This is a genomic window from Mesorhizobium sp. BAC0120 (genome assembly GCF_033542235.1).
In the GTDB taxonomy this organism is placed as follows: domain Bacteria; phylum Pseudomonadota; class Alphaproteobacteria; order Rhizobiales; family Rhizobiaceae; genus JAWRCU01.
The window spans coordinates 133368-151513 of the sequence record NZ_JAWRCU010000004.1 but is presented as its reverse complement, the minus strand read 5'-3'; the positions used below and the strand labels follow the sequence as shown (position 1 = coordinate 151513).

Annotated in this window: 21 protein-coding genes; 8 read left to right on the top strand and 13 right to left on the bottom strand. The window is 62.7% G+C overall.

Features of this window, described 5'->3' with window-relative positions:
• The first annotated feature begins 2 nt into the window (after positions 1 to 2).
• On the top strand, positions 3 to 1247 hold the full coding sequence (locus tag SAZ10_RS11095) for an RNA polymerase sigma factor (RefSeq protein ID WP_318609271.1): 1245 nt from the start codon (positions 3 to 5) through the stop codon (positions 1245 to 1247).
• A gap of 31 nt (positions 1248 to 1278) precedes the next feature.
• Here the strand turns inward: SAZ10_RS11095 and SAZ10_RS11090 are convergent, their stop codons facing one another.
• Positions 1279 to 1824, bottom strand: a complete 546-nt coding sequence (locus tag SAZ10_RS11090) for an adenine phosphoribosyltransferase (RefSeq protein ID WP_318609637.1) — start codon at positions 1822 to 1824, stop codon at positions 1279 to 1281.
• A 167-nt stretch (positions 1825 to 1991) separates the two neighbouring features.
• On the opposite strand from SAZ10_RS11090, the gene SAZ10_RS11085 reads away from it, so the two are divergent.
• Positions 1992 to 2399, top strand: a complete 408-nt coding sequence (locus tag SAZ10_RS11085) for a DUF2000 family protein (RefSeq protein WP_318609636.1) — start codon at positions 1992 to 1994, stop codon at positions 2397 to 2399.
• A 95-nt stretch (positions 2400 to 2494) separates the two neighbouring features.
• On the opposite strand, the gene SAZ10_RS11080 is transcribed toward SAZ10_RS11085, so the two are convergent.
• The 8 genes from SAZ10_RS11080 to SAZ10_RS11045 form a co-directional block, all read right to left on the bottom strand.
• Positions 2495 to 3349 (bottom strand): cytochrome c1, encoded by an 855-nt coding sequence (locus SAZ10_RS11080; RefSeq protein WP_318609270.1) that lies wholly within the window; start codon positions 3347 to 3349, stop codon positions 2495 to 2497.
• 28 nt (positions 3350 to 3377) lie between these two features.
• Positions 3378 to 4676, bottom strand: a complete 1299-nt coding sequence (locus SAZ10_RS11075) for a cytochrome b (protein ID WP_318609635.1) — start codon at positions 4674 to 4676, stop codon at positions 3378 to 3380.
• 23 nt (positions 4677 to 4699) lie between these two features.
• Positions 4700 to 5263, bottom strand: a complete 564-nt coding sequence (petA, locus tag SAZ10_RS11070; RefSeq protein WP_318609269.1) for a ubiquinol-cytochrome c reductase iron-sulfur subunit — start codon at positions 5261 to 5263, stop codon at positions 4700 to 4702.
• A 354-nt stretch (positions 5264 to 5617) separates the two neighbouring features.
• Positions 5618 to 5932, bottom strand: a complete 315-nt coding sequence (locus tag SAZ10_RS11065) for a DUF6665 family protein (RefSeq protein WP_318609268.1) — start codon at positions 5930 to 5932, stop codon at positions 5618 to 5620.
• Positions 5933 to 5936: 4 nt separating this feature from the next.
• On the bottom strand, positions 5937 to 7805 hold the full coding sequence (locus tag SAZ10_RS11060) for an ABC transporter ATP-binding protein (protein ID WP_318609267.1): 1869 nt from the start codon (positions 7803 to 7805) through the stop codon (positions 5937 to 5939).
• 13 nt (positions 7806 to 7818) lie between these two features.
• On the bottom strand, positions 7819 to 9678 hold the full coding sequence (locus tag SAZ10_RS11055; protein ID WP_318609266.1) for an ABC transporter ATP-binding protein: 1860 nt from the start codon (positions 9676 to 9678) through the stop codon (positions 7819 to 7821).
• A gap of 35 nt (positions 9679 to 9713) precedes the next feature.
• Positions 9714 to 10094: a hypothetical protein gene (locus SAZ10_RS11050; RefSeq protein WP_318609265.1), complete on the bottom strand. Its 381-nt coding sequence runs from the start codon at positions 10092 to 10094 to the stop codon at positions 9714 to 9716.
• Complete coding sequence (locus SAZ10_RS11045) at positions 10087 to 10230, bottom strand: hypothetical protein (protein WP_318609264.1); 144 nt, start codon at positions 10228 to 10230, stop codon at positions 10087 to 10089. The genes SAZ10_RS11050 and SAZ10_RS11045 overlap by 8 nt, the downstream gene beginning before the upstream one ends.
• Before the next feature lie 459 nt (positions 10231 to 10689).
• On the opposite strand from SAZ10_RS11045, the gene SAZ10_RS11040 reads away from it, so the two are divergent.
• Positions 10690 to 11148, top strand: a complete 459-nt coding sequence (locus SAZ10_RS11040; protein WP_318609263.1) for a tRNA (cytidine(34)-2'-O)-methyltransferase — start codon at positions 10690 to 10692, stop codon at positions 11146 to 11148.
• A 332-nt stretch (positions 11149 to 11480) separates the two neighbouring features.
• Positions 11481 to 12179, top strand: a complete 699-nt coding sequence (locus tag SAZ10_RS11035; RefSeq protein WP_318609262.1) for a L,D-transpeptidase — start codon at positions 11481 to 11483, stop codon at positions 12177 to 12179.
• 42 nt (positions 12180 to 12221) lie between these two features.
• Here the strand turns inward: SAZ10_RS11035 and SAZ10_RS11030 are convergent, their stop codons facing one another.
• Positions 12222 to 12479: a hypothetical protein gene (locus tag SAZ10_RS11030; protein ID WP_318609261.1), complete on the bottom strand. Its 258-nt coding sequence runs from the start codon at positions 12477 to 12479 to the stop codon at positions 12222 to 12224.
• Positions 12480 to 12601: 122 nt separating this feature from the next.
• Between SAZ10_RS11030 and hemF the strand changes: the two genes are divergently transcribed.
• The 4 genes from hemF to SAZ10_RS11010 all read left to right on the top strand — a co-directional run bounded on the left by hemF (position 12602) and on the right by SAZ10_RS11010 (position 15498).
• Positions 12602 to 13516, top strand: coding sequence for an oxygen-dependent coproporphyrinogen oxidase (gene hemF / locus SAZ10_RS11025; protein WP_318609260.1), 915 nt, complete (start codon positions 12602 to 12604; stop codon positions 13514 to 13516).
• A gap of 236 nt (positions 13517 to 13752) precedes the next feature.
• Complete coding sequence (locus SAZ10_RS11020) at positions 13753 to 14643, top strand: alpha/beta hydrolase (protein ID WP_318609259.1); 891 nt, start codon at positions 13753 to 13755, stop codon at positions 14641 to 14643.
• A gap of 204 nt (positions 14644 to 14847) precedes the next feature.
• Positions 14848 to 15111 (top strand): DUF1344 domain-containing protein, encoded by a 264-nt coding sequence (locus SAZ10_RS11015; protein ID WP_318609258.1) that lies wholly within the window; start codon positions 14848 to 14850, stop codon positions 15109 to 15111.
• Between the two features lie 201 nt (positions 15112 to 15312).
• The gene (locus tag SAZ10_RS11010) at positions 15313 to 15498 is read left to right on the top strand and encodes a DUF1059 domain-containing protein (RefSeq protein WP_318609257.1); all 186 of its coding nucleotides are present in this window, start codon (positions 15313 to 15315) and stop codon (positions 15496 to 15498) included.
• 88 nt (positions 15499 to 15586) lie between these two features.
• Here the strand turns inward: SAZ10_RS11010 and SAZ10_RS11005 are convergent, their stop codons facing one another.
• From SAZ10_RS11005 to SAZ10_RS10995, 3 genes are read right to left on the bottom strand one after another with little or no spacing between them, the layout of a single operon-like run.
• Entirely contained in the window at positions 15587 to 16846 is a 1260-nt protein-coding gene (locus tag SAZ10_RS11005; RefSeq protein WP_318609256.1) for a CCA tRNA nucleotidyltransferase, read from the bottom strand.
• Positions 16843 to 17475: a CoA pyrophosphatase gene (locus SAZ10_RS11000; RefSeq protein ID WP_318609255.1), complete on the bottom strand. Its 633-nt coding sequence runs from the start codon at positions 17473 to 17475 to the stop codon at positions 16843 to 16845. The genes SAZ10_RS11005 and SAZ10_RS11000 overlap by 4 nt, the downstream gene beginning before the upstream one ends.
• Positions 17475 to 18104 carry a DUF1285 domain-containing protein gene (locus tag SAZ10_RS10995; protein ID WP_318609634.1) on the bottom strand — a complete coding sequence of 210 codons (630 nt, stop codon included), beginning with the start codon at positions 18102 to 18104 and terminating at the stop codon, positions 17475 to 17477. The genes SAZ10_RS11000 and SAZ10_RS10995 overlap by 1 nt, the downstream gene beginning before the upstream one ends.
• Positions 18105 to 18146: the final 42 nt, after the last annotated feature.

Here is an 18146-nt window from a genome sequence, read left to right as displayed (position 1 = left end):
CCATGCCTTCGCCTGCGGGCGTCCATGCCACTGTCGAAAGGGCCGCGCGGGAAAGCTACGGCAGGCTGCTCGCCTTTCTGTCTGCCCGCTCACGCGACATAGCGGCGGCGGAGGACGCCCTCGGGGATGCTTTTGGGTCGGCACTGAGCACGTGGCCGGAAAACGGTATCCCTGACAGGCCGGAAGCCTGGCTGCTCACAGCGGCGCGGCGCAAGCTGATAGATGCCGCGCGGCGCCGGGAAGTGCGGGCGCTGTCCGCACCGGCGCTCCTTCTGGCCGCGGAGGAGGCCGAGGCACGCGCTGCGGAGCCGTCCGGGCTCGTCGACGAGCGGCTGAAGTTGCTCTTCATCTCGGCCCATCCGGAGATCGATGCGGCTATCCGCACCCCGCTGATGCTGCAAACGGTGCTGCGGCTCGACGCCGGGCGGATCGCGTCGGTGTTCTGCGTCAGCCCGGCGGCCATGGCACGCCGGCTGACGCGAGCGAAGGACCGCATCCGCATGCAGCATATCCCGTTCGAAGTGCCAAGCGCCGACGAGCTCGCTCCTCGCCTGGATGCCGTCCTGGAAGCGATCTACGCCGCCTATGGCTGCGGCTGGGACGCTGTTGCCGGCGCCAACCCCACGCCCAATGGGTTGACCGAAGAGGCGATCTATCTTGGGCGGCTTATAGTGAAACTGTTGCCGGATGAGCCCGAAGCGCACGGCCTGCTCGCCTTGATGTTGCATTGCGAAGCACGTCGTGCGGCGCGGCGCAGTCCCGGTGGTGCCTATGTGCCGCTTGCCGAGCAGGATTGGGCGCTATGGTCGAGCGCGCTCGCCGAAGAAGCGGAAAAGGAGCTTGCCCTTGCCGCTCGTGAGGGGCGGATGGGGCGCTTTCAGCTCGAAGCAGCGATCCAGTCCGTACATGCGCACCGCGCTGTCACTGGCAAGACGGACTGGGATGCTGTCGCGCTGCTCTATGAGGGACTTGTGCGCCTCGCGCCAACCGTCGGGGCTCTGGTCGGCCGCGCCGCCGCCGTTGGCGAGGCGGTCGGTGCCGAAGCGGGTCTGGCGCTATTGCGCGATCTGCCGGAGGCGAGCATCATGGCATACCAGTCCTACTGGGCACTAGCCGCACATTTGTTCAGCAGGCTCGGCCGCGCCGACGAGGCAGCGGACGCGTATCAGCGCGCGATTGGCCTTTGCGATGACCCGGCAATGCGGGCGTTTCTCATTCGCAAGGCCGAGGACCTTGCATCAGCTTAACAACGCCGCGGACGCTGGATGCTGCGGCTTCTCAATGTCCCTCGAAAGAGATGAGTGTCCTCACCGGCACGTCGAGCGCCTCGAGTTTCGTACGCCCGCCGAGATCGGGAAGGTCGACGACGAAGCAGGCCGCGACGATGTCGGCCCCCATCTGGCGGAGCAGCTTCACTGCGCCTTCCGCCGTCCCGCCCGTCGCGATCAGATCGTCGACAAGGATCACCTTCTCATCGGCCGAAACGGCATCCTTGTGCATCTCCATCTCGTCGAGCCCGTATTCCAGGCTGTAGGCGACGCGCACGGTTTCGTGCGGCAGCTTGCCCTTCTTGCGGATCGGGATGAAGCCGGCCGAAAGCTGGTGGGCGATCGCGCCGCCCAGGATGAAGCCGCGTGCCTCGATACCGGCTATCTTGTCGATCTTCGACCCGGCATAGGGATGCACCAGCTCGTCCACGGCACGACGGAAGGCGCGCGCATTGCCGAGCAGTGTGGTGATGTCGCGGAAGAGGATACCAGGCTTCGGGTAGTCGGGGATCGTGCGGATCGCCGTTAGCAGGAATTCTTCGAGGGTGGGTTTCATTCGTTCAACCTGTGTGTCGACTCTCATTGATAGTCTCCCGGCGGCCTCATGGAAATCCAGGATCGACGATCTTGAGCGGAGCAAACTGGACCGGCGCCAATTCGGCGCACGCGCTTCGGCCCGATTCATCAAAACGGTATCATCCGAGAAAAGACAGTTGGCAGATGATGTTCGATACCAAGATCGCAATCGTCGTCCGCGAAGACTTGCAGACCTGGCAGAAGCTCAACGTCACCGCATTCCTGATGAGCGGTATTGTCGGGTCGTCCCAGGGCATCATCGGCGAACCATATCAGGACGCGGCCGGCAACATTTATCACAGCCTTTCTGTCCAGCCAGTGATCGTGCTTGCGGCCGACCAGGCCACCATCGCCAGCATTCACCGGCGCATCCTCGAGCGCGGCGTTCGCTGCGCGCTCTATGTCGAGGAGATGTTCTCGACCGGTCACGATACTGCCAATCGCGCCGTCTTTGCCGAATATGGACCGGAAACGGCAACGGTCGTCGGACTGGCGTTGCGCGAGGACAGGAAGCTGGTCGACAAGATAACGAAGGGCGCGCGGATGCATCCATGATTGGTGGATGAGCACGCATGTGCAGTCCCACGCCAATCAACAAAAAGGGGCGCCAAGAACGCCCCTCGATGTTCCGGTCCTGCTGGTAAGGACGCTCAGTGCGCCACGTCAGCCCAGATCTTACGCTTGGTCAGGTAGACCAGCGCGCCGAAAAGCGCGAGGAAGATGATGACGCGGAAGCCAGTCTTCTTGCGCTCCTCCAGATGCGGCTCGGCGGCCCACATCATGAAGGCTGCGATGTCCCTCGAATATTGGTCCACCGTCTGCGGTGCACCGTCGTCATAGGTCACCTGTCCATCCGAATTCAGCGGTGGTGGCATCTTCAGCGACACGCCGGAAATGAAATACGGATTGTAGTAGGTGCCTTCCGGAATGGTCACGCCTGCCGGTGGCTGCTCGGTGTAGCCGGTAAGCAGCGAGTGGATGTAGTCAGGTCCTGCCTCGGCATATTGCGTGAAGATATCGAAGATGAACGTCGGGAACCCGCGCTCGACCCCGCGCGCCTTGGCAAGCAACGAGAAGTCCGGCGGCGCTGCGCCGCCATTGGCTGCCGCCGCAGCCTGCGTGTTCGGGAATGGCGACGGGAAATGATCGGAGGGGATGCCAGGGCGTTCAAACATTTCGCCGCTGTCGTTCGGCCCATCCTGAACCGTGTATTCGGCGGCGAAGGATTTGACCTGCGCCTCCGAGTAACCGAGCTCTTCCAGCGAGCGGAAGGCGACAAGGTTCATCGAGTGGCAGGCTGAGCACACCTCTTTGTAGACCTTGAGGCCGCGCTGCAGCTGGGCCTTGTCATAGGTGCCGAACGGCCCGGCAAACGACCAGCTCTCCTGCCTCGGCTTATGCATCGGAAATTCAGCTGGCTGACCGCCCTCATGTTCCTGCGCAAAGGCTGCACCTCCCGCAAAGGCAAGCGCGACCGCCGTCACTGCACCGAGAATCTTTCTCATCTCAATTCCTCTTAAAGATCCTCGGAAATCAGCCTTTGTGCTCCGCCGATGCGGCAACCTCTGCCGGCAACGCCGCGGCGCTTCCCTTGTTCTTCGCCAGCACCGCCTCGGTGATCGAGTTTGGCGTCTTGCGCGGCGTTTCGATGAGGCCGAGCAGCGGCATGATGACGAGGAAGAAGACGTAGTAGTAGAGCGTCCCGAGCTGCGCCATGATGACGTAGCCGCCTTCAGCTGGCCGCGAGCCAAGCCAGCCGAGCAGGATCGCATTGGCTGCGAACAGCCAGAAGAACAGCTTGAACCATGGCCGGTAGACGGCCGAGCGCACCTTCGATGTGTCGAGCCACGGCACAAGGAACAGGAGGGCGATTGCACCGAACATCGCGAGCACGCCGCCGAGCTTCGAGTTGATCGGCCCAATGTTGAAGGTGATGGCGCGCAAGATCGCGTAGAACGGCAGGAAATACCACTCCGGCACGATGTGCGCAGGCGTCTTCAGCGGATCCGCAACGGTATAGTTGTCCGGATGGCCGAGATAGTTCGGGATGTAGAAGACGAAATAGGCATAGACGGCGAGAAACACGACCATTGCCAGCCCGTCCTTGACCGTCGCATGCGGCGAGAACGGAACCGTATCGGTCTTCGACTTCACTTCGACGCCGGTCGGGTTGGTCTGACCGGTGACGTGCAGCGCCCAGACGTGCAGCACGACCACACCCGCGATCATGAAAGGCAGCAGATAATGAAGCGAGAAGAAGCGATTGAGCGTCGGTTGGTCGACTGCAAAGCCACCGAGCAGCAGCTGCTGGATCCATTCGCCGACCAGCGGGATCGCGGTGAAGAAGCCGGTGATGACGGTGGCGCCCCAGAAGCTCATCTGGCCCCAGGGCAACACATAGCCCATAAAGCCGGTCGCCATCATCAGGAGATAGATGATGCAGCCCAGGATCCAGAGCAGTTCCCGCGGGGCCTTGTACGAACCGTAGTAAAGGCCGCGGAAGATATGGATATAGACCGCCAGGAAGAAGAACGACGCGCCGTTCGAATGCAGGTAGCGCAGCAGCCAGCCCGAATTCACGTCGCGCATGATCTTCTCGACGGAATTGAAGGCAAGACCCGTATCCGCCGTGTAGTGCATGGCAAGCACGACGCCGGTGAGAATTTGCGCCACCAGCATGAGCGACAGGATGCCGCCGAAGGTGTAGGCATAGTTGAGGTTGCGCGGCACGGGATAGGCAACGAACGAATCGTAGACCAGCCGCGGCAGCGGCATGCGTGCGTCAACCCAACGGCCGAGCGCTGTTTTCGGAGTGTAGACCGAGTGTTGCATCGAGCTCATGAATGATGGCCTTCTTACCCGATCCTGATCTTGGTGTCCGAAGTGAAAGCGAAGACGGGAACCGCCATGTTTTCCGGCGCGGGCCCTTTGCGGATACGGCCTGCCGTATCGTATTGCGAACCGTGGCACGGGCAGAACCAGCCGCCATATTCGCCCTGCTGGCCGAGCGGAATGCAGCCGAGATGGGTGCAGACGCCGACCATGATCAGCCAGTTCTCCTTGCCCGCGCCGGCCGAGCGGTCGACATCGGTCGCCTGCGCGTCGCTGGACAGGTTGGCGTTGCGCGCGAGAGGATCCTTCAGCTCGTCGAGCGACACGTTCTTCGCCGCATCGATCTCTTCGGGCGTGCGGTTGCGAATAAACACGGGCTTGCCGCGCCACTTCACGGTGAGGGACTGGCCGGGCTGCAGTGAAGATACGTCGACCTCGACCGTCGACAGCGCCAGCGTCGAAGCGTCGGGCCTCATTTGGTCGATGAAGGGCCATGCGACTGCGGCTGCGCCGACTGCGCCGGCCATGCCCGTTGCAATATAGAGGAAGTCGCGGCGAGTGGGCTCGATCGTATCCTGTGCGCTCACGGGCTGCTTGTCCTTTCCTCTCGTGGCTGCCGGCCGCGGAGGTCGGCGGTCCGGCCGCCCAATCGCACTTTGCGCAAGCGCAACCCCCGAGGCGCCCGGTGATTTGGAGAGGTTTCTATGCATCTGCCCGACGCTTGTCCAGACGCCAGACAGGGGTCAGGGCAGATTGTCGCGGGGTACCGGGAGCGGCGCTTTGTTTGCCCACAGGAACCGTGAATTCGACCACTCCCGGCAAAGCTGAAAGCAGCTCGTTTGAACGAGCTCGAGCCAGGTCCGCTGGATGGATCGACAACCGCGAGGAGGAGCAGTCCGTCCACCAACTGGCTGGAATGAAGGTGGAAGTGGCTTCAGACGCTATTTCGCGCCCAGCCTGACCAGGACCTCGTTGGGAATCGCATATTCGCGAATCACGTCGTGGTGCCGGCGCATGCCGCAGAGCTCGCGCTGAATGAAATAAGCGTAGACTGCCTCAGTGGCTTCCTTGAGCAGCGCTACCCGATCCGGAGCGCCAGGCTCTTGGGCGCGTAGCCGCGCCAGGCTCCGCTCGACTTTCTCGCCCGCTCGGCCGAGCGTCGACGCCATCTCGGCCGCGATCTCGACCTCGAGCGGATTGACACCGCCATGCCGCGAGGATGGCGTCGCCAAAAGTGTGGGCGGGCGAAGTGCCATCTGCCTACTCCGCCGCCAGCCGATCGGGGAGGAAGCCGCCGGACTGCCGCTTCCAGAGCTGCGCATAGAGCCCGCCCCTGGCGAGCAGCGTGTCATGCGTGCCCTCTTCGACGATCTTGCCCTCGTCGAGCACGATCAGCCGATCGAGCGCAGCAATGGTCGAGAGGCGGTGGGCGATCGCGATCACCGTCTTGCCTTCCATCAGCCGGTAGAGATTGTCCTGGATCGCCGCCTCGACCTCCGAATCGAGCGCCGACGTTGCCTCGTCGAGAATCAGGATCGGCGCGTCCTTCAGCATCATGCGGGCGATCGCAATGCGCTGGCGCTGGCCGCCCGAGAGCTTGACGCCGCGCTCGCCGACATGGGCGTCGTAGCCCCTCCGGCCGCGCGGATCCTCGACTTCGGCGATGAAGTCGTACGCGGCTGCACGCTTGGCAGCATCGACGACCTCGGCGTCGGTCGCACCCGCCTTGCCATAGGCGATGTTGTCGCGGATAGAGCGGTGCATCAGCATCGCCTCCTGGCTGACCACACCGAATTGCGCACGTAACGATGCTTGTGTCACCTCGCGAATGTCGTGGCCGTCGATCAGAATGCGCCCGCTTTCGACGTCGAACAGGCGCAGCATCAGGTTGATGATCGTCGTTTTGCCTGCGCCGGACGGCCCGACCAGCGCGACGCGCTCACCCGGCCTGATGTGGAGCGACAGGTCATCGATGATGCCGCCCTCCTTGCCGTAGTGAAAGGAAACATTCTCGAAGCGGATATCGCCATGCGCTCGCGGCAGCGTGATTGCGCCCTCGGCGTCGCGGATCGACGGCTTCACCGAAATGGTGCGTATGGCATCCTGGACCGTCGCATAGTTGCGGATGAGGCCATTGATGTTGAACATCATCCAACCCGACATCTGGTTCAGTCTGAAAACCAGACCCAGCGCGGCGGCGATAGAGCCCGTCGATATGCCGCCGCCGGTCCAGCGCAATACCGCGATGGCGCCGATTGCGCTCATCATGACGCCATTGAGTATGGCGACCGAAGATCGCACGGTCGTCACCGCGCGCGTGAGCCGGATCACCGCGGCCAGAAAGCCCTCCAGCCCATCGCGGATATAGGCATGCTCGCGCCGACCGCTGTCGAACAGCTTGACGGCCATGATGTTGGTGAAGGCGTCGACGAGCCGGCCGTTAAAGACCGAGCGCTGGTCTGCGGTCTCGCGGCCGGCCTGCCGCATCTCAGGCAACAGGAAGCGGACGATTGCCGCATAGCCTGCGAACCACAGCGCCACGACCACACCCATCATCGGATCGAGCGACATCAGGATCGTGATCGCCAGCACGACGAAAGTCAGGAACGACCACATGGTCTGCAGCATGTTGACGATGAAGTCGCCGACAGCTTCGCCGCCCTGCATGATCTTGGTGGCGATGCGGCCGGCGAAGTCGTTCTGGTAGAAGTCGTAGGGTTGCTCGATGACGCGCCGGAACGACTGCCAACGCACCATCGAATAGAAGCCCGGCACGACCACCTGCTGCTCCACCACGGCCGAGGCGATCATGACGACGGCACGCACGACGAGTATCAGGAAGAGCAACGCGACGAGCTGCGGCCAATGATCGGTGAGCAGCCGCGCTGGGCTCGAGGCATCGAGAAGATCGATCAGCCAGCCAACCGCCCAGTACATTGCGGCGTCGACGCCTCCTGCCAGCCCGCCTGTGATCAGCAGCAGGATGAAGGGTCCCCTCGCCTGATTGGCGAAATAAAGGATAAACCTCCAGGCGTCCTGCGGCAGCAGCTCGCGGTCCGTGTCGTGGAACGGATCGACAGCGCCCTCGAACGAGCGCCACATACGGTCGCGAAAACTGTCGAGGCTCATCAAGCCGCCTCCATCATTCCGCTGCTAACTCCTTTTCGGCCGGCACGTCGAGCAGGAACCCGCCAGACTGTCGTTCCCACAGATGGGCGTAGAGGCCCTTCTTCGCCACAAGTTCGTCATGCGTGCCTTCTTCGATGATCCGGCCTTGATCCATGACGACGAGGCGGTCCATGGCCGCGATCGTGGACAGGCGATGGGCGATCGCGATCACCGTCTTGCCCTCCATGAGCCGGTAGAGATTCTCCTGGATGGCTGCCTCCACTTCTGAATCGAGGGCCGAGGTCGCCTCGTCCAGGATCAGGATTGGCGCGTCCTTGAGCATCACGCGAGCGATCGCGATGCGCTGGCGCTGGCCCCCCGAGAGCTTCACACCCCGCTCACCGACATGCGCCTCGAGCCCCTTGCGGCCCTTCGCGTCGCTAAGCCCCGCGATGAAATCGAGTGCCTCGGCGCGACGCGCCGCCTCGATTACCATCGCCTCGCTCGCATCCGGACGGCCGTAGAGGATATTTTCGCGCACCGAGCGGTGCAGCAGCGACGTATCCTGCGTCACCATGCCGATATTGGCGCGCAGAGAATCCTGGGTGACCAGCGAAATATCCTGCCCGTCGACCAGGATGCGGCCGCCTTCGAGATCGTAGAAGCGCAGGAGCAGGTTCACGAGCGTCGATTTGCCGGCGCCGGAGCGGCCGACGAGACCGACTTTCTCGCCCGGCTTTACGGCCAGCGACAGGTTCTCGATGACGCCCTTGCCCTTGCCGTAGTGGAAGCCGATACGGTCGAACTCGATGCGACCCTGGCTCACCGCGATGTCCTTGGCTTCGGGTCTGTCCTCGACAAGGCGCGGCAGAGAGATGGAACCGATGCCGTCCTGCACGGTGCCGATGTTCTCGAAGAGGCCCGACACCTCCCACATGATCCATTGCGACATGCCCCACAACCTCAGCACCAGGCCGATGACGACCGCGACTGCGCCGATCGTCACCTCGCCCCCAAGCCAAAGCCAGATCGACAGCGCGCCGACCGAAAACAACAGCAACGAGTTGAGCACATAGAGCGTGCCGAACAACGCGGTGACGAGCCGCATCGTCCGATAGACCGTTTCGAGGAAGCTGGTCATTCCCTCACGGGCATACGACGCCTCGCGCCGCGCATGGCTGAAGAGCTTCACCGTCTGGATGTTGGTGTAGCTGTCGACGACGCGGCCCGTCATCATCGAGCGCGCGTCGGCCTGCTCCTCGGAGACCTTGCCGAGACGCGGAATGAAGAAACGCAGCAGCAGGACATAGCACACAAGCCACACCGCAAGCGGCACGGCGAGCCGCAAGTCGGCCGACCCGACGATCGCCAGCATGCCGAGAAAGTAGACGACGACGTAGTTGAGCACGTCGATCACCTTGACGACGCATTCGCGCACCGCGAGCGCGGTCTGCATCAGCTTGGTGGCGATGCGGCCGGCGAATTCGTCCTGGTAGAACGTCATCGACTGCTTGAGCAGATAGCGGTGGACCTGCCAGCGGATGCGCATGGGATAGTTCCCCATCAGCGTCTGCTGCTGGAGGAACGAGTGGACCCACACCGTACCCGGCAGCGCCACCAGGACGATCAACGCCATGCCGGCAAGCTTCCAACCTTCGGTCTGCAGAAACGTCTCGCGGTTCTGTGCGGAGAGCCAGTCGACGATGTTGCCCAGAAAAGCAAACATCCAGACTTCGGCGATCGCGATCGACGCGATGAGGATCGCGTCGACAATGATGAAGCGCCAGGCGCCGCGCGTATAGTGCAGACAGAAGCCTATCAGCGTCTTCGGCGGCTCTACCGGCTCCTCGGGCGGAAACGGATTCAGCCTTTTTTCAAACCAGCGGAACAACATCCTGGAGCACTCGATTGGTGATGTCGCGCGCAGTCTTACGCCGCGCGCGAACAGCTATTTTGACTGGAATTGCCGACGGTGGCACGAACAGAGGCTTCGCCGGCCTGCTTCTCTCCAATATAGGCCGTGGCGAGCCGTTCGCCGAGGATGGTGGCGGGAACCGCCCTCGTCTCGGCCTCGGAACCTTCCGGCGCGCCGGTACCGTGCCCGAGAATGAAATCGGCTAGCCGCAACCAGAGCGGCCGATAATTCGGATCTACGATCGCCCGGTCGAAATCGACGTCTGGCAACTGTCCGCGATGCGGCCGCGGGCGCGGACGGGCCTCGTCGATACGCGGCCGTTCACCCACGGCAAACGCCCAGGCAGCCAGCTTCTGGATGCCCAGCGTCGTCACATGCTGATTGTAATCAGACAATGGTCTGTCCTCCCTTGCGGGCATGAAAAATGGTCGAGCGCGGCGCTGCGAAGGCGAGCCAGCCTGCCGCCTTGACGGTGAGCGCGGGAGCGCGGTCAGGCGGGGCCCGGAGCCCCTTTGGCAAAGTGCGCAACATCGCTGGATTCCTTCGAAAACCGGGAAAAAGATCCGGCGGGAATCGAGACGATGCTGACTGTTACTTCAGGTAATGTAAGGAGCGTCGAACCGATGCCGCCGTCAGGCAGTAAGCCCGCGGATGGGGCGGTGGATATCTACGGTCATCATGAATTCCATGTCCGCCTCCGTCGGTTCGAGTTGAAGACCCGCGCTCTATAAACTGCTTTGGGGCAACTGGCTACCGCAAGGTGAGCAGTTTTCTCTGCATCCTGACAACGTGTTGCCGGCATGTCACGGTTCAGTTTAGAGCATTCCGAAAGATTGTAGAGTTTTCGCAGAAGATCATGCTTCAAAAACAATCAGCTAGCATGATCCCGAAAAGTTGCAGACTTTTCGGAAAAGATCATGCTTCAAAACACACAACTGGGGCGGCAGGAATGACTCCGCTCCAATTATCCCGCTTTAGGAACTCTTCGAATTGAGCATCGGTCTGCGGATAGCCCTTTACCAGCCGGATATCGCCGGAAACACCGGTACGATCCTGCGGCTTGCCGCTTGCCTCGGGCTCGCGGTGGACGTCATCGAACCGGCCGGCTTCGACCTTTCCGACCGCGCGCTGAGACGCGCCGGAATGGACTATCTCGAAATGGCGGCCCTCACCCGCCACCTCGACTTCACTGGCTTCGAAAACTGGCGGCGGAGGGAAGGACGACGGCTTCTTCTCTTTTCGACCAGAGCCGAGCGGCCCTACACCCGCTTCGAATTCGCCTCGAATGACATTCTGCTGTTCGGCCGCGAATCGGCGGGCGTCCCCGAGCATGTCCACGACGCGGCCGATGCGCGCCTCACGATCCCGATGCCGGGCGGCGGCCGCAGCCTCAATGTCGCCCTCGCTGCTGCAATGGCAGCCGGTGAAGCGGTCAGGCAGGTTGGCTGAGCGCCGCCGGCAGCCGACCAGAAGATAGAGCCGAAACATCCCGCCACCTTCGAGCGGCCCGTCCAAGCCCTGATCCGGTCCAGAAGGGCACCGGCGCCAGAAGGGCACCGGCGCCAGAAGGCTCACGGGCGCGTCATGACCGTCGCGGCGGGTCGGCCGCGCATCATTTCAGTGACGGATATGCAACAGCCTTCTTCGAACAGCGCTGCCCGTGTCTACGCGACACCGACTAGTCGCGATTGATGTTGAAACCAAGCTCGCCGCCGCTTTAAGCGCTCTGGTCCTCGCCCCTCAACCCCGTTCGCAGAACTGACAAAAGACTTCCCGACAAAATGACAATTCAGCTTTCGCGCCGGTCGTTCCTGATCGGAACGGCCCTCGCCGGCGCATCTGCCGTCTCGGCCTGCACGACCATGCCTGCTCCATCCACTCAGGCCAACGCCGCGCCACCGCCGAGGCCTGCGCCACCCTTGGAGCCACAGCCGACGGAAGTCGACCACGCCGCCGTCTATGCCGGCATGGAAGACCAGGGCTATGCTCTGCCGGCCATCCCTTTCCAGAAAGTCGACCGACGCTTCCTGCGTCAGCTTGTCGTCGATCCGACTGGCGAGGCGCCGGGCTCGATCGTCGTGGACACCACCGAGAAACACCTCTACTGGGTGCTCAAGGACGGCATGGCAATGCGCTACGGCGTCGGGCTCGGTCGCCAGGGTTATTCCTGGAAAGGCCGGGCGGTGGTCCAGTGGAAGCGCAAATGGCCCACATGGACGCCGCCGGACGCCATGATCAAGCGCGATCCCAGGTTGGAGAAATGGCGGCAGGGCATGCCGCCCGGCCTCGACAATCCACTCGGCTCGCGTGCTCTCTACATTTTCCAGAACGGTGAGGACACGCTTTACCGCATCCATGGCTCGCCGGACTGGCAGTCCATCGGCAAGGCCGCATCGTCAGGCTGCGTGCGCATGTTCAACCAGGACGTCATTCACCTGTACGACCATGTGCCGAGCAAGACGCCGCTGCTGGTGACCTGACGCCGCAAAGCCGTCGAATTGCCGCGGCAAGATAGAAGCGGATCAATCCGCCGCCGGGAGCCTTCGCATTGTGAACTCGATCACATCGCCCGGACGCTCCGACCAGCTTTCGATCGCGGTCCAATAGGCCTGCTTCGGCCAGCGGTCGAACCATTCGCGCGCCTTCAGCCGTGCGTCGCCGCGCGGCAGCACGAAGCTCTCGCGAACGAAGCCGTCGCGGGGCAGCCGCGTCTTCTCGGCGCGGGAACGATCCAGTCTCTTCTTCAGGCCGTCGAGCGGCGGCCGCGTCGGGGTGCGCACGAGGAACTCCCAAACTGCGTCCAAGGGCAGACTTGACCCCATCCCTCAGAAGATTAGGGATCGCCGGGGCAAAAGACGAGTCCTTTGGCGCGAATGCGCCTGGCAATTGCAATGGAGTGCCTATGGAGCGCCCCGACATTCCGGCCGGGCTGCCGGCCGACATCGAAGACAAGAAGAGACTCGCGCGGGTCTGGTTCGAGGAATTGCGCGACAAGATTTGCGCTTCCTTCGAGGCGCTCGAGGATAGCGTGACCGGGCCGCAATCGTCCTGGACGCCCGGGCGCTTCGAAAAGACCGCCTGGCAGCGTGATGAGGGCAATGGCGGGGGCGGCTTGATGTCGATGCTGCATGGCCGGGTCTTCGAGAAAGTCGGCGTGCACACCTCGACAGTCCATGGCGAATTCTCCCCCGACTTTCGCAAGCAGATTCCCGGCGCCGAGGAAGACCCGCGCTTCTGGGCCAGCGGCATTTCCCTGATCGCGCATCCCTGGAACTCGAACGTTCCCGCCGTCCATATGAACACGCGCATGGTGGTGACCAACCGGCAATGGTTCGGCGGCGGCGCCGACCTGACCCCGGTGCTCGACCGCCGCCGCACGCAGGAGGACCCTGACACGATCCTCTTCCACAAGGCGATGCAATTTGCCTGCGACAAGCACGCGGCTGTCGCCGACTACCGCAAGTTCAAGGCTTGGTGCGACGAGTACTTCTTCCTGCCGCACCGCAACGAACCCCGCGGCATCGGCGGAATCTTCTTCGACTGGCTGCATTCGGGGGAGGAGCACGGGGGCTGGGATGCCGATTTCCGATTCGTGCAGGATGTCGGCCGCTCTTTCCTGGTCGTCTACGACCACCTCGTGCGCAGGAACTTTTCCCTGAACTGGACTGAAGCCGACCGCGAGGAACAGCTCATCCGCCGTGGCCGTTATGTCGAATTCAACCTGCTTTATGACCGCGGCACTATCTTTGGGTTGAAAACCGGCGGGAACGTCGCCTCGATCCTTTCCAGCATGCCTCCCGAAGTGAAATGGCCCTAGGCCGTTCGCGAGCGGCACTGATATACTCTTCTCATGACGGTGCGGCATTCTGCCTTCGGCGGCAAATTTGCTGGTGACAAGCCCGCTGCATCCGCTATTAGCGACGCGAACGCTGCGGGCCAGCACAGCGTAACAGGGCCGGCGAATCCAGACTGTTTGTCGGGCGGCCATATTTCCGCGAGCGATGTTCTCGCGATTGGAAGCCTGGCTTACTCTGTCGACGGTTGGATCTGACCATGGCCAAATACCGCCTGATAGCGCTGCTCATCTCGGCATTGCCGATCGCTATTGCGAGCAACATCGATCCCGTGCACGCCCGGGATGTTTCGCCCTGCGCGAGCATCGGTCACCAGGGCAATGTGGAAAAGACTGCGAAAGACTGCGTTGAGCCGCGAGGGACGAAGGCCGCCCTCGGCGAAGGACAAGCTCTTGGCCTCCCGGAAGGTGCGCTGAAGAAATTGAGCGTCCCTGAACCGATCACCCGGGTGCATCGCTTCGCCTACCGCTTGCTCAGGCCGCAGAATCCTTCGGGCGAGACGATGATCCTTCTTCACGGCTCCGGGGGCGACGAGACGAGCCTGTTCAAGCTGGCGTCGAGCGTGGCGCCTCACGCAACGCTGTTTGGCGTGTCCGGCCGGGTCACCCAGAAGGGAATAAAGCGCTGGTATGCGCGTATAACGGCGACCGAATTCGACCAGAACGACATTCGCAAGGAAGCGCAGGCCTTTGCTGACTTTCTCAAGGACAGGATGGCAGCCGAGAAGCTCGATCTCAACCGTGCCGTTTTCATCGGCTACTCCAATGGCGCCAATTTGATTGCGGCGATGGCGCTGCTCGATCCGAACCTCATTCATCGCGCGGTGTTGCTGCGCGCCATGCCGGTTCTGCATGCAGCACCGGAAGTCGACTTGCGCCGCTCACGGTTCCTCTGCGTTGCCGGCCAAAAGGACAAGATTTATGCGCCATTCGCGCCGGCGCTCGAGGAACTGCTCCGCGACCGCGGCGCGAACGTGGATTCCTTGACGATTGCGGCAGGCCACCTGCTCGGCAAGGAGGACGTCCAGGTGGTCAGCGAATGGCTCTCTGCCGGCAGCGCGGTTGCGGCCAGGGGCCGCCAGCAACAATAGAGCCGTCTCAATCCCGAAATCGTGACCCGGAATGTGATGGGCGACCCTGCGCAAACGTCCTTTTGGTCTAATTTCAGAGGAGTGTTAGGCTGGGAAACGCCGGCGGTTTGCCCAAGAGCCGCGACGCGACGTGACCGGACGGCCCTCATCCCCCACGGCGGGTATCCGCCAAGCGGCGGGGCACGCCATCAAGGAGTGCTCGTCATGCGTAAGCTTCTTGTATCCACGGCGGCCGCTGCGGTGCTCGCTACGTCTTCCCTCGCCTTTGCCGCCGCGATGCACAACACATCCGGCACAGTGAAGGAGTTCGATTCGCACGCCATGATGCTGACGTTGGACAACGGTAACAAATACGCGCTGCGGAAAGATTTCAAGGATCCTGGCCTGAAGGCTGGGGACAAGGTGTCCATTTCCTGGGAGGCGAGGCACGGCGGCCGGCTGGCCGAGTCGGTCAAGATCGTCCATTGACGCTGCTCGGCGCAGCTTGACTTGGTGCGACGGCGGAAGGGCGGCACTTGGCCCGCCTTTCCGGCTTTGTGGGCTTTGCGAGGGAACACGACAGTTTTGCGGCCATTTCCCGGCCGGCGGGCAACCTGTCGCCGTATTTCCCGTTATGGTGCTTACCGGGAAAAAGAATAGCATTCAAAAAAGCAATTGAAGGAGACGGCCATGAAGGAATTTCAATGCGGCACGCTGGTGCCTGGCTGCGATTGGCATACCCGCGCCGAGGAAGAGGCCGAAGTGATGCGCCGCGCCGTGGAGCACATGCGCGAGGCTCATGGAGAGACGATAATCCGGGAGAGCATGATCGAGGCAATCCGCTCACGAATCGAGAAAGTGCGCGACGCAGCCTAGCGCATCGACCCGAAGGGCAGCGGCTCCGAACCGATCCGTTGCTTTGAAGAAGCGGAGACCGCGACGCGGCCGGAGTTGACGTGCTGCGCTAGTCCGTCATTAGCACCGCGGCGCGCGACATCAGCGCTTCCCGGTCGAGCATGAAGCCGGAAGCGATCCACTCGGCCTCGAGTGACTTCAACACGGCGCCGAGCCTCGGTCCAGCCGGAAGGCCGAGTTGCTTCAGGTCACCGCCTTTCACTGGGAATTCCGGCCTTTTCCAGTTTTCCGTGTAGGCAAGCAAGCGCGAAATACCCCCAGCCTGGAGCATTGCCTTGTCGTCCGAGACCGCCTTGGCGCGGGCAATGGCCAGAGCCAGGCGAAGGTGGTCGATGACGGCCGCCGGATCACCTTTGTAGAGCATGCGCGCCAGCACGCTTTCGGTCGTGGTGGCGGCGATTGAGGGCTGTCTCGCCCAGCCTTCGAGCCTTCTTGCCTCCTCTGTCGAAAACCGCAGCCGCTCGGCAAGTGCTCTCAAACGGTCCGGATCGGGGGGCAACAGCGCTTCCAGCCTGAGCATCGGGTCCGGGGGCCAGCCAAGATCGCCCTCGGCACGCACCAGCGGATGAATGAAATCGATTCCCCACCTCTCGCTTTCCGGCAAGACCCGCGTCAGAACGCTCGCCTGGCGCATCCATAAAAGCGCGCGGGACGGGTCGGCTGCCGACATCAGCTTCTTGAGCTCCGCCCAAATGCGTTCCGCCGACAGCCGGTCGAGCCCATCCTTCAGCCTTGCGCAGGCCTTCAGCCCTTCGGCATCGGGCCGCCCCCCGCCATACCAGGCGAAGAAACGGAAAAAACGCAGTATACGCAGGAAGTCCTCACGAATGCGCAACTCCGCATCGCCGATGAAGCGGATCGTGCGGCTCTCGATGTCGGCAAGCCCGCCGACGAGGTCGACGACCTCCCCGTCCGCCGTCGCGTAGAGCGCATTGATCGTGAAATCGCGCCGTTCGGCATCGCGCTTCCAGTCGCGGCCGAACCGCACCTTTGCACGCCGCCCGTCGGTCTCGATATCGTCGCGCAATGTCGTGACTTCGTACGGTTTGCCGTTGGCGACCACGGTGATCGTGCCATGCTCGGCGCCCGTCGGCACGGCGCGGAAGCCTGCCGCTTCGACACGGCGGGCCGTCTCATCAGGTAGTGTCGTCGTCGCGATGTCGACATCATTGACGGATTTGCCAAGCAGCGTGTTGCGCACTGCGCCGCCGGCGATGCGCGCCTCCTCGTCGCCTTCGGATAGCGCCTTGAGCAGGGCCTGGAGGGTACGGCCCTTCAGCCAATTGGCGCCGGCAATGGACGCGCTCACGCGTAAAGCCTTTCATAGAGCGTGCGGATGATGCCCGCCGTCACGCCCCAGATGAAGCGCTCTCCATAAGGCATGGTGTAGTAGAAGCGCTGCTTGTCCTGCCAGATGCGGCTCTCACGGTTGTGGTTGGCGGCATTCATCAGGAAGCCGAGCGGCACCTCGAAGGCCGCATCGACCTCATGCTCGTTGAGGACAAGATCGAAAGGCGGCGTCACGATCCCAAGCACCGGCACGATGCGGTACCCCGAGCCGGCGACGTAGTCCGGCATGCGGCCGATCACCTCGACGGCGCTTGTCGGGAGCCCGACCTCCTCGAACGTCTCGCGCAATGCGGCATCCTCGGCCGAGGCATCGACCGGCTCGATGCGCCCGCCGGGAAACGCGACCTGCCCGGAATGGCTGCGCAGCTTCTCCGTTCGTTTCGTGAGCAGCACGGTCGCCTGCTCGCCACGGTCGACGACCGGGATCAGCACCGCCGCGTCACGCAAGCCGTCGCGGAGGATCATTTCGCGAAGGTCGGGGTTGAGGCGGTGGTCGCCATAGTCGGAACCGTGGTGTGGCCCGGTCTCGCGCGCTGCGCGGATGCGGAAATCTTCGGCCGAAAAGAGCTTCGCAGCGAGCTTGTCCATCAGGCGCTGAGCCGCCTCAGTTCTCTGGCCGGCATGATCGGATAGACCTCACCCCTGGAGCGCACCGCAAACATGATCCTGCCGTCGATCTCGACCTCTTCACCGTGCTCGACGAGCTCGTACATGACTGGCCGCGCTAGCAGCGCCTCCAGCCGCCCCCGCACCAGAAGATAGGGTTTCAGTCCGCCGGTCTCGGCCTCGTCGACGAAGCGCAGCGGATGACCTGGCCCCGCCTCCACCAGGTCGCCGACATTGGTGCGGAACGTGAGGACCTGATTGTGCCCCTCGCCACTTACGTTCATTTCTACGGCAATGAAAGGCGCATCGGCGACGCGGATGCCAACCTTTTCCACAGGCGTCACGAGATAGGTCCGGCCGTCGGCATCCTTCCTGAGTATTGTCGAGAAGAGCTCGACCAGCGGCATGCGTCCGATTGGCGTGCCGAGATAAAACCAGGTACCGTCGGCCCTGATCTCCATGTCGATGTCACCACAAAATTCCGGATTCCAGCGGTCTAACGGAGGCAACCCCTTGCCGGCGCGTGTCGCGCGCCCAATTAGCGCAGACAGCCCGGCGACATCGGTTGCCTGGGTTAGGCTGGCGTTTTGAAGCTTGCCGGTCACGGTCATGGTCACGAAATAGTCACTGTTGTTACGCTTGTCAGTCTAGAA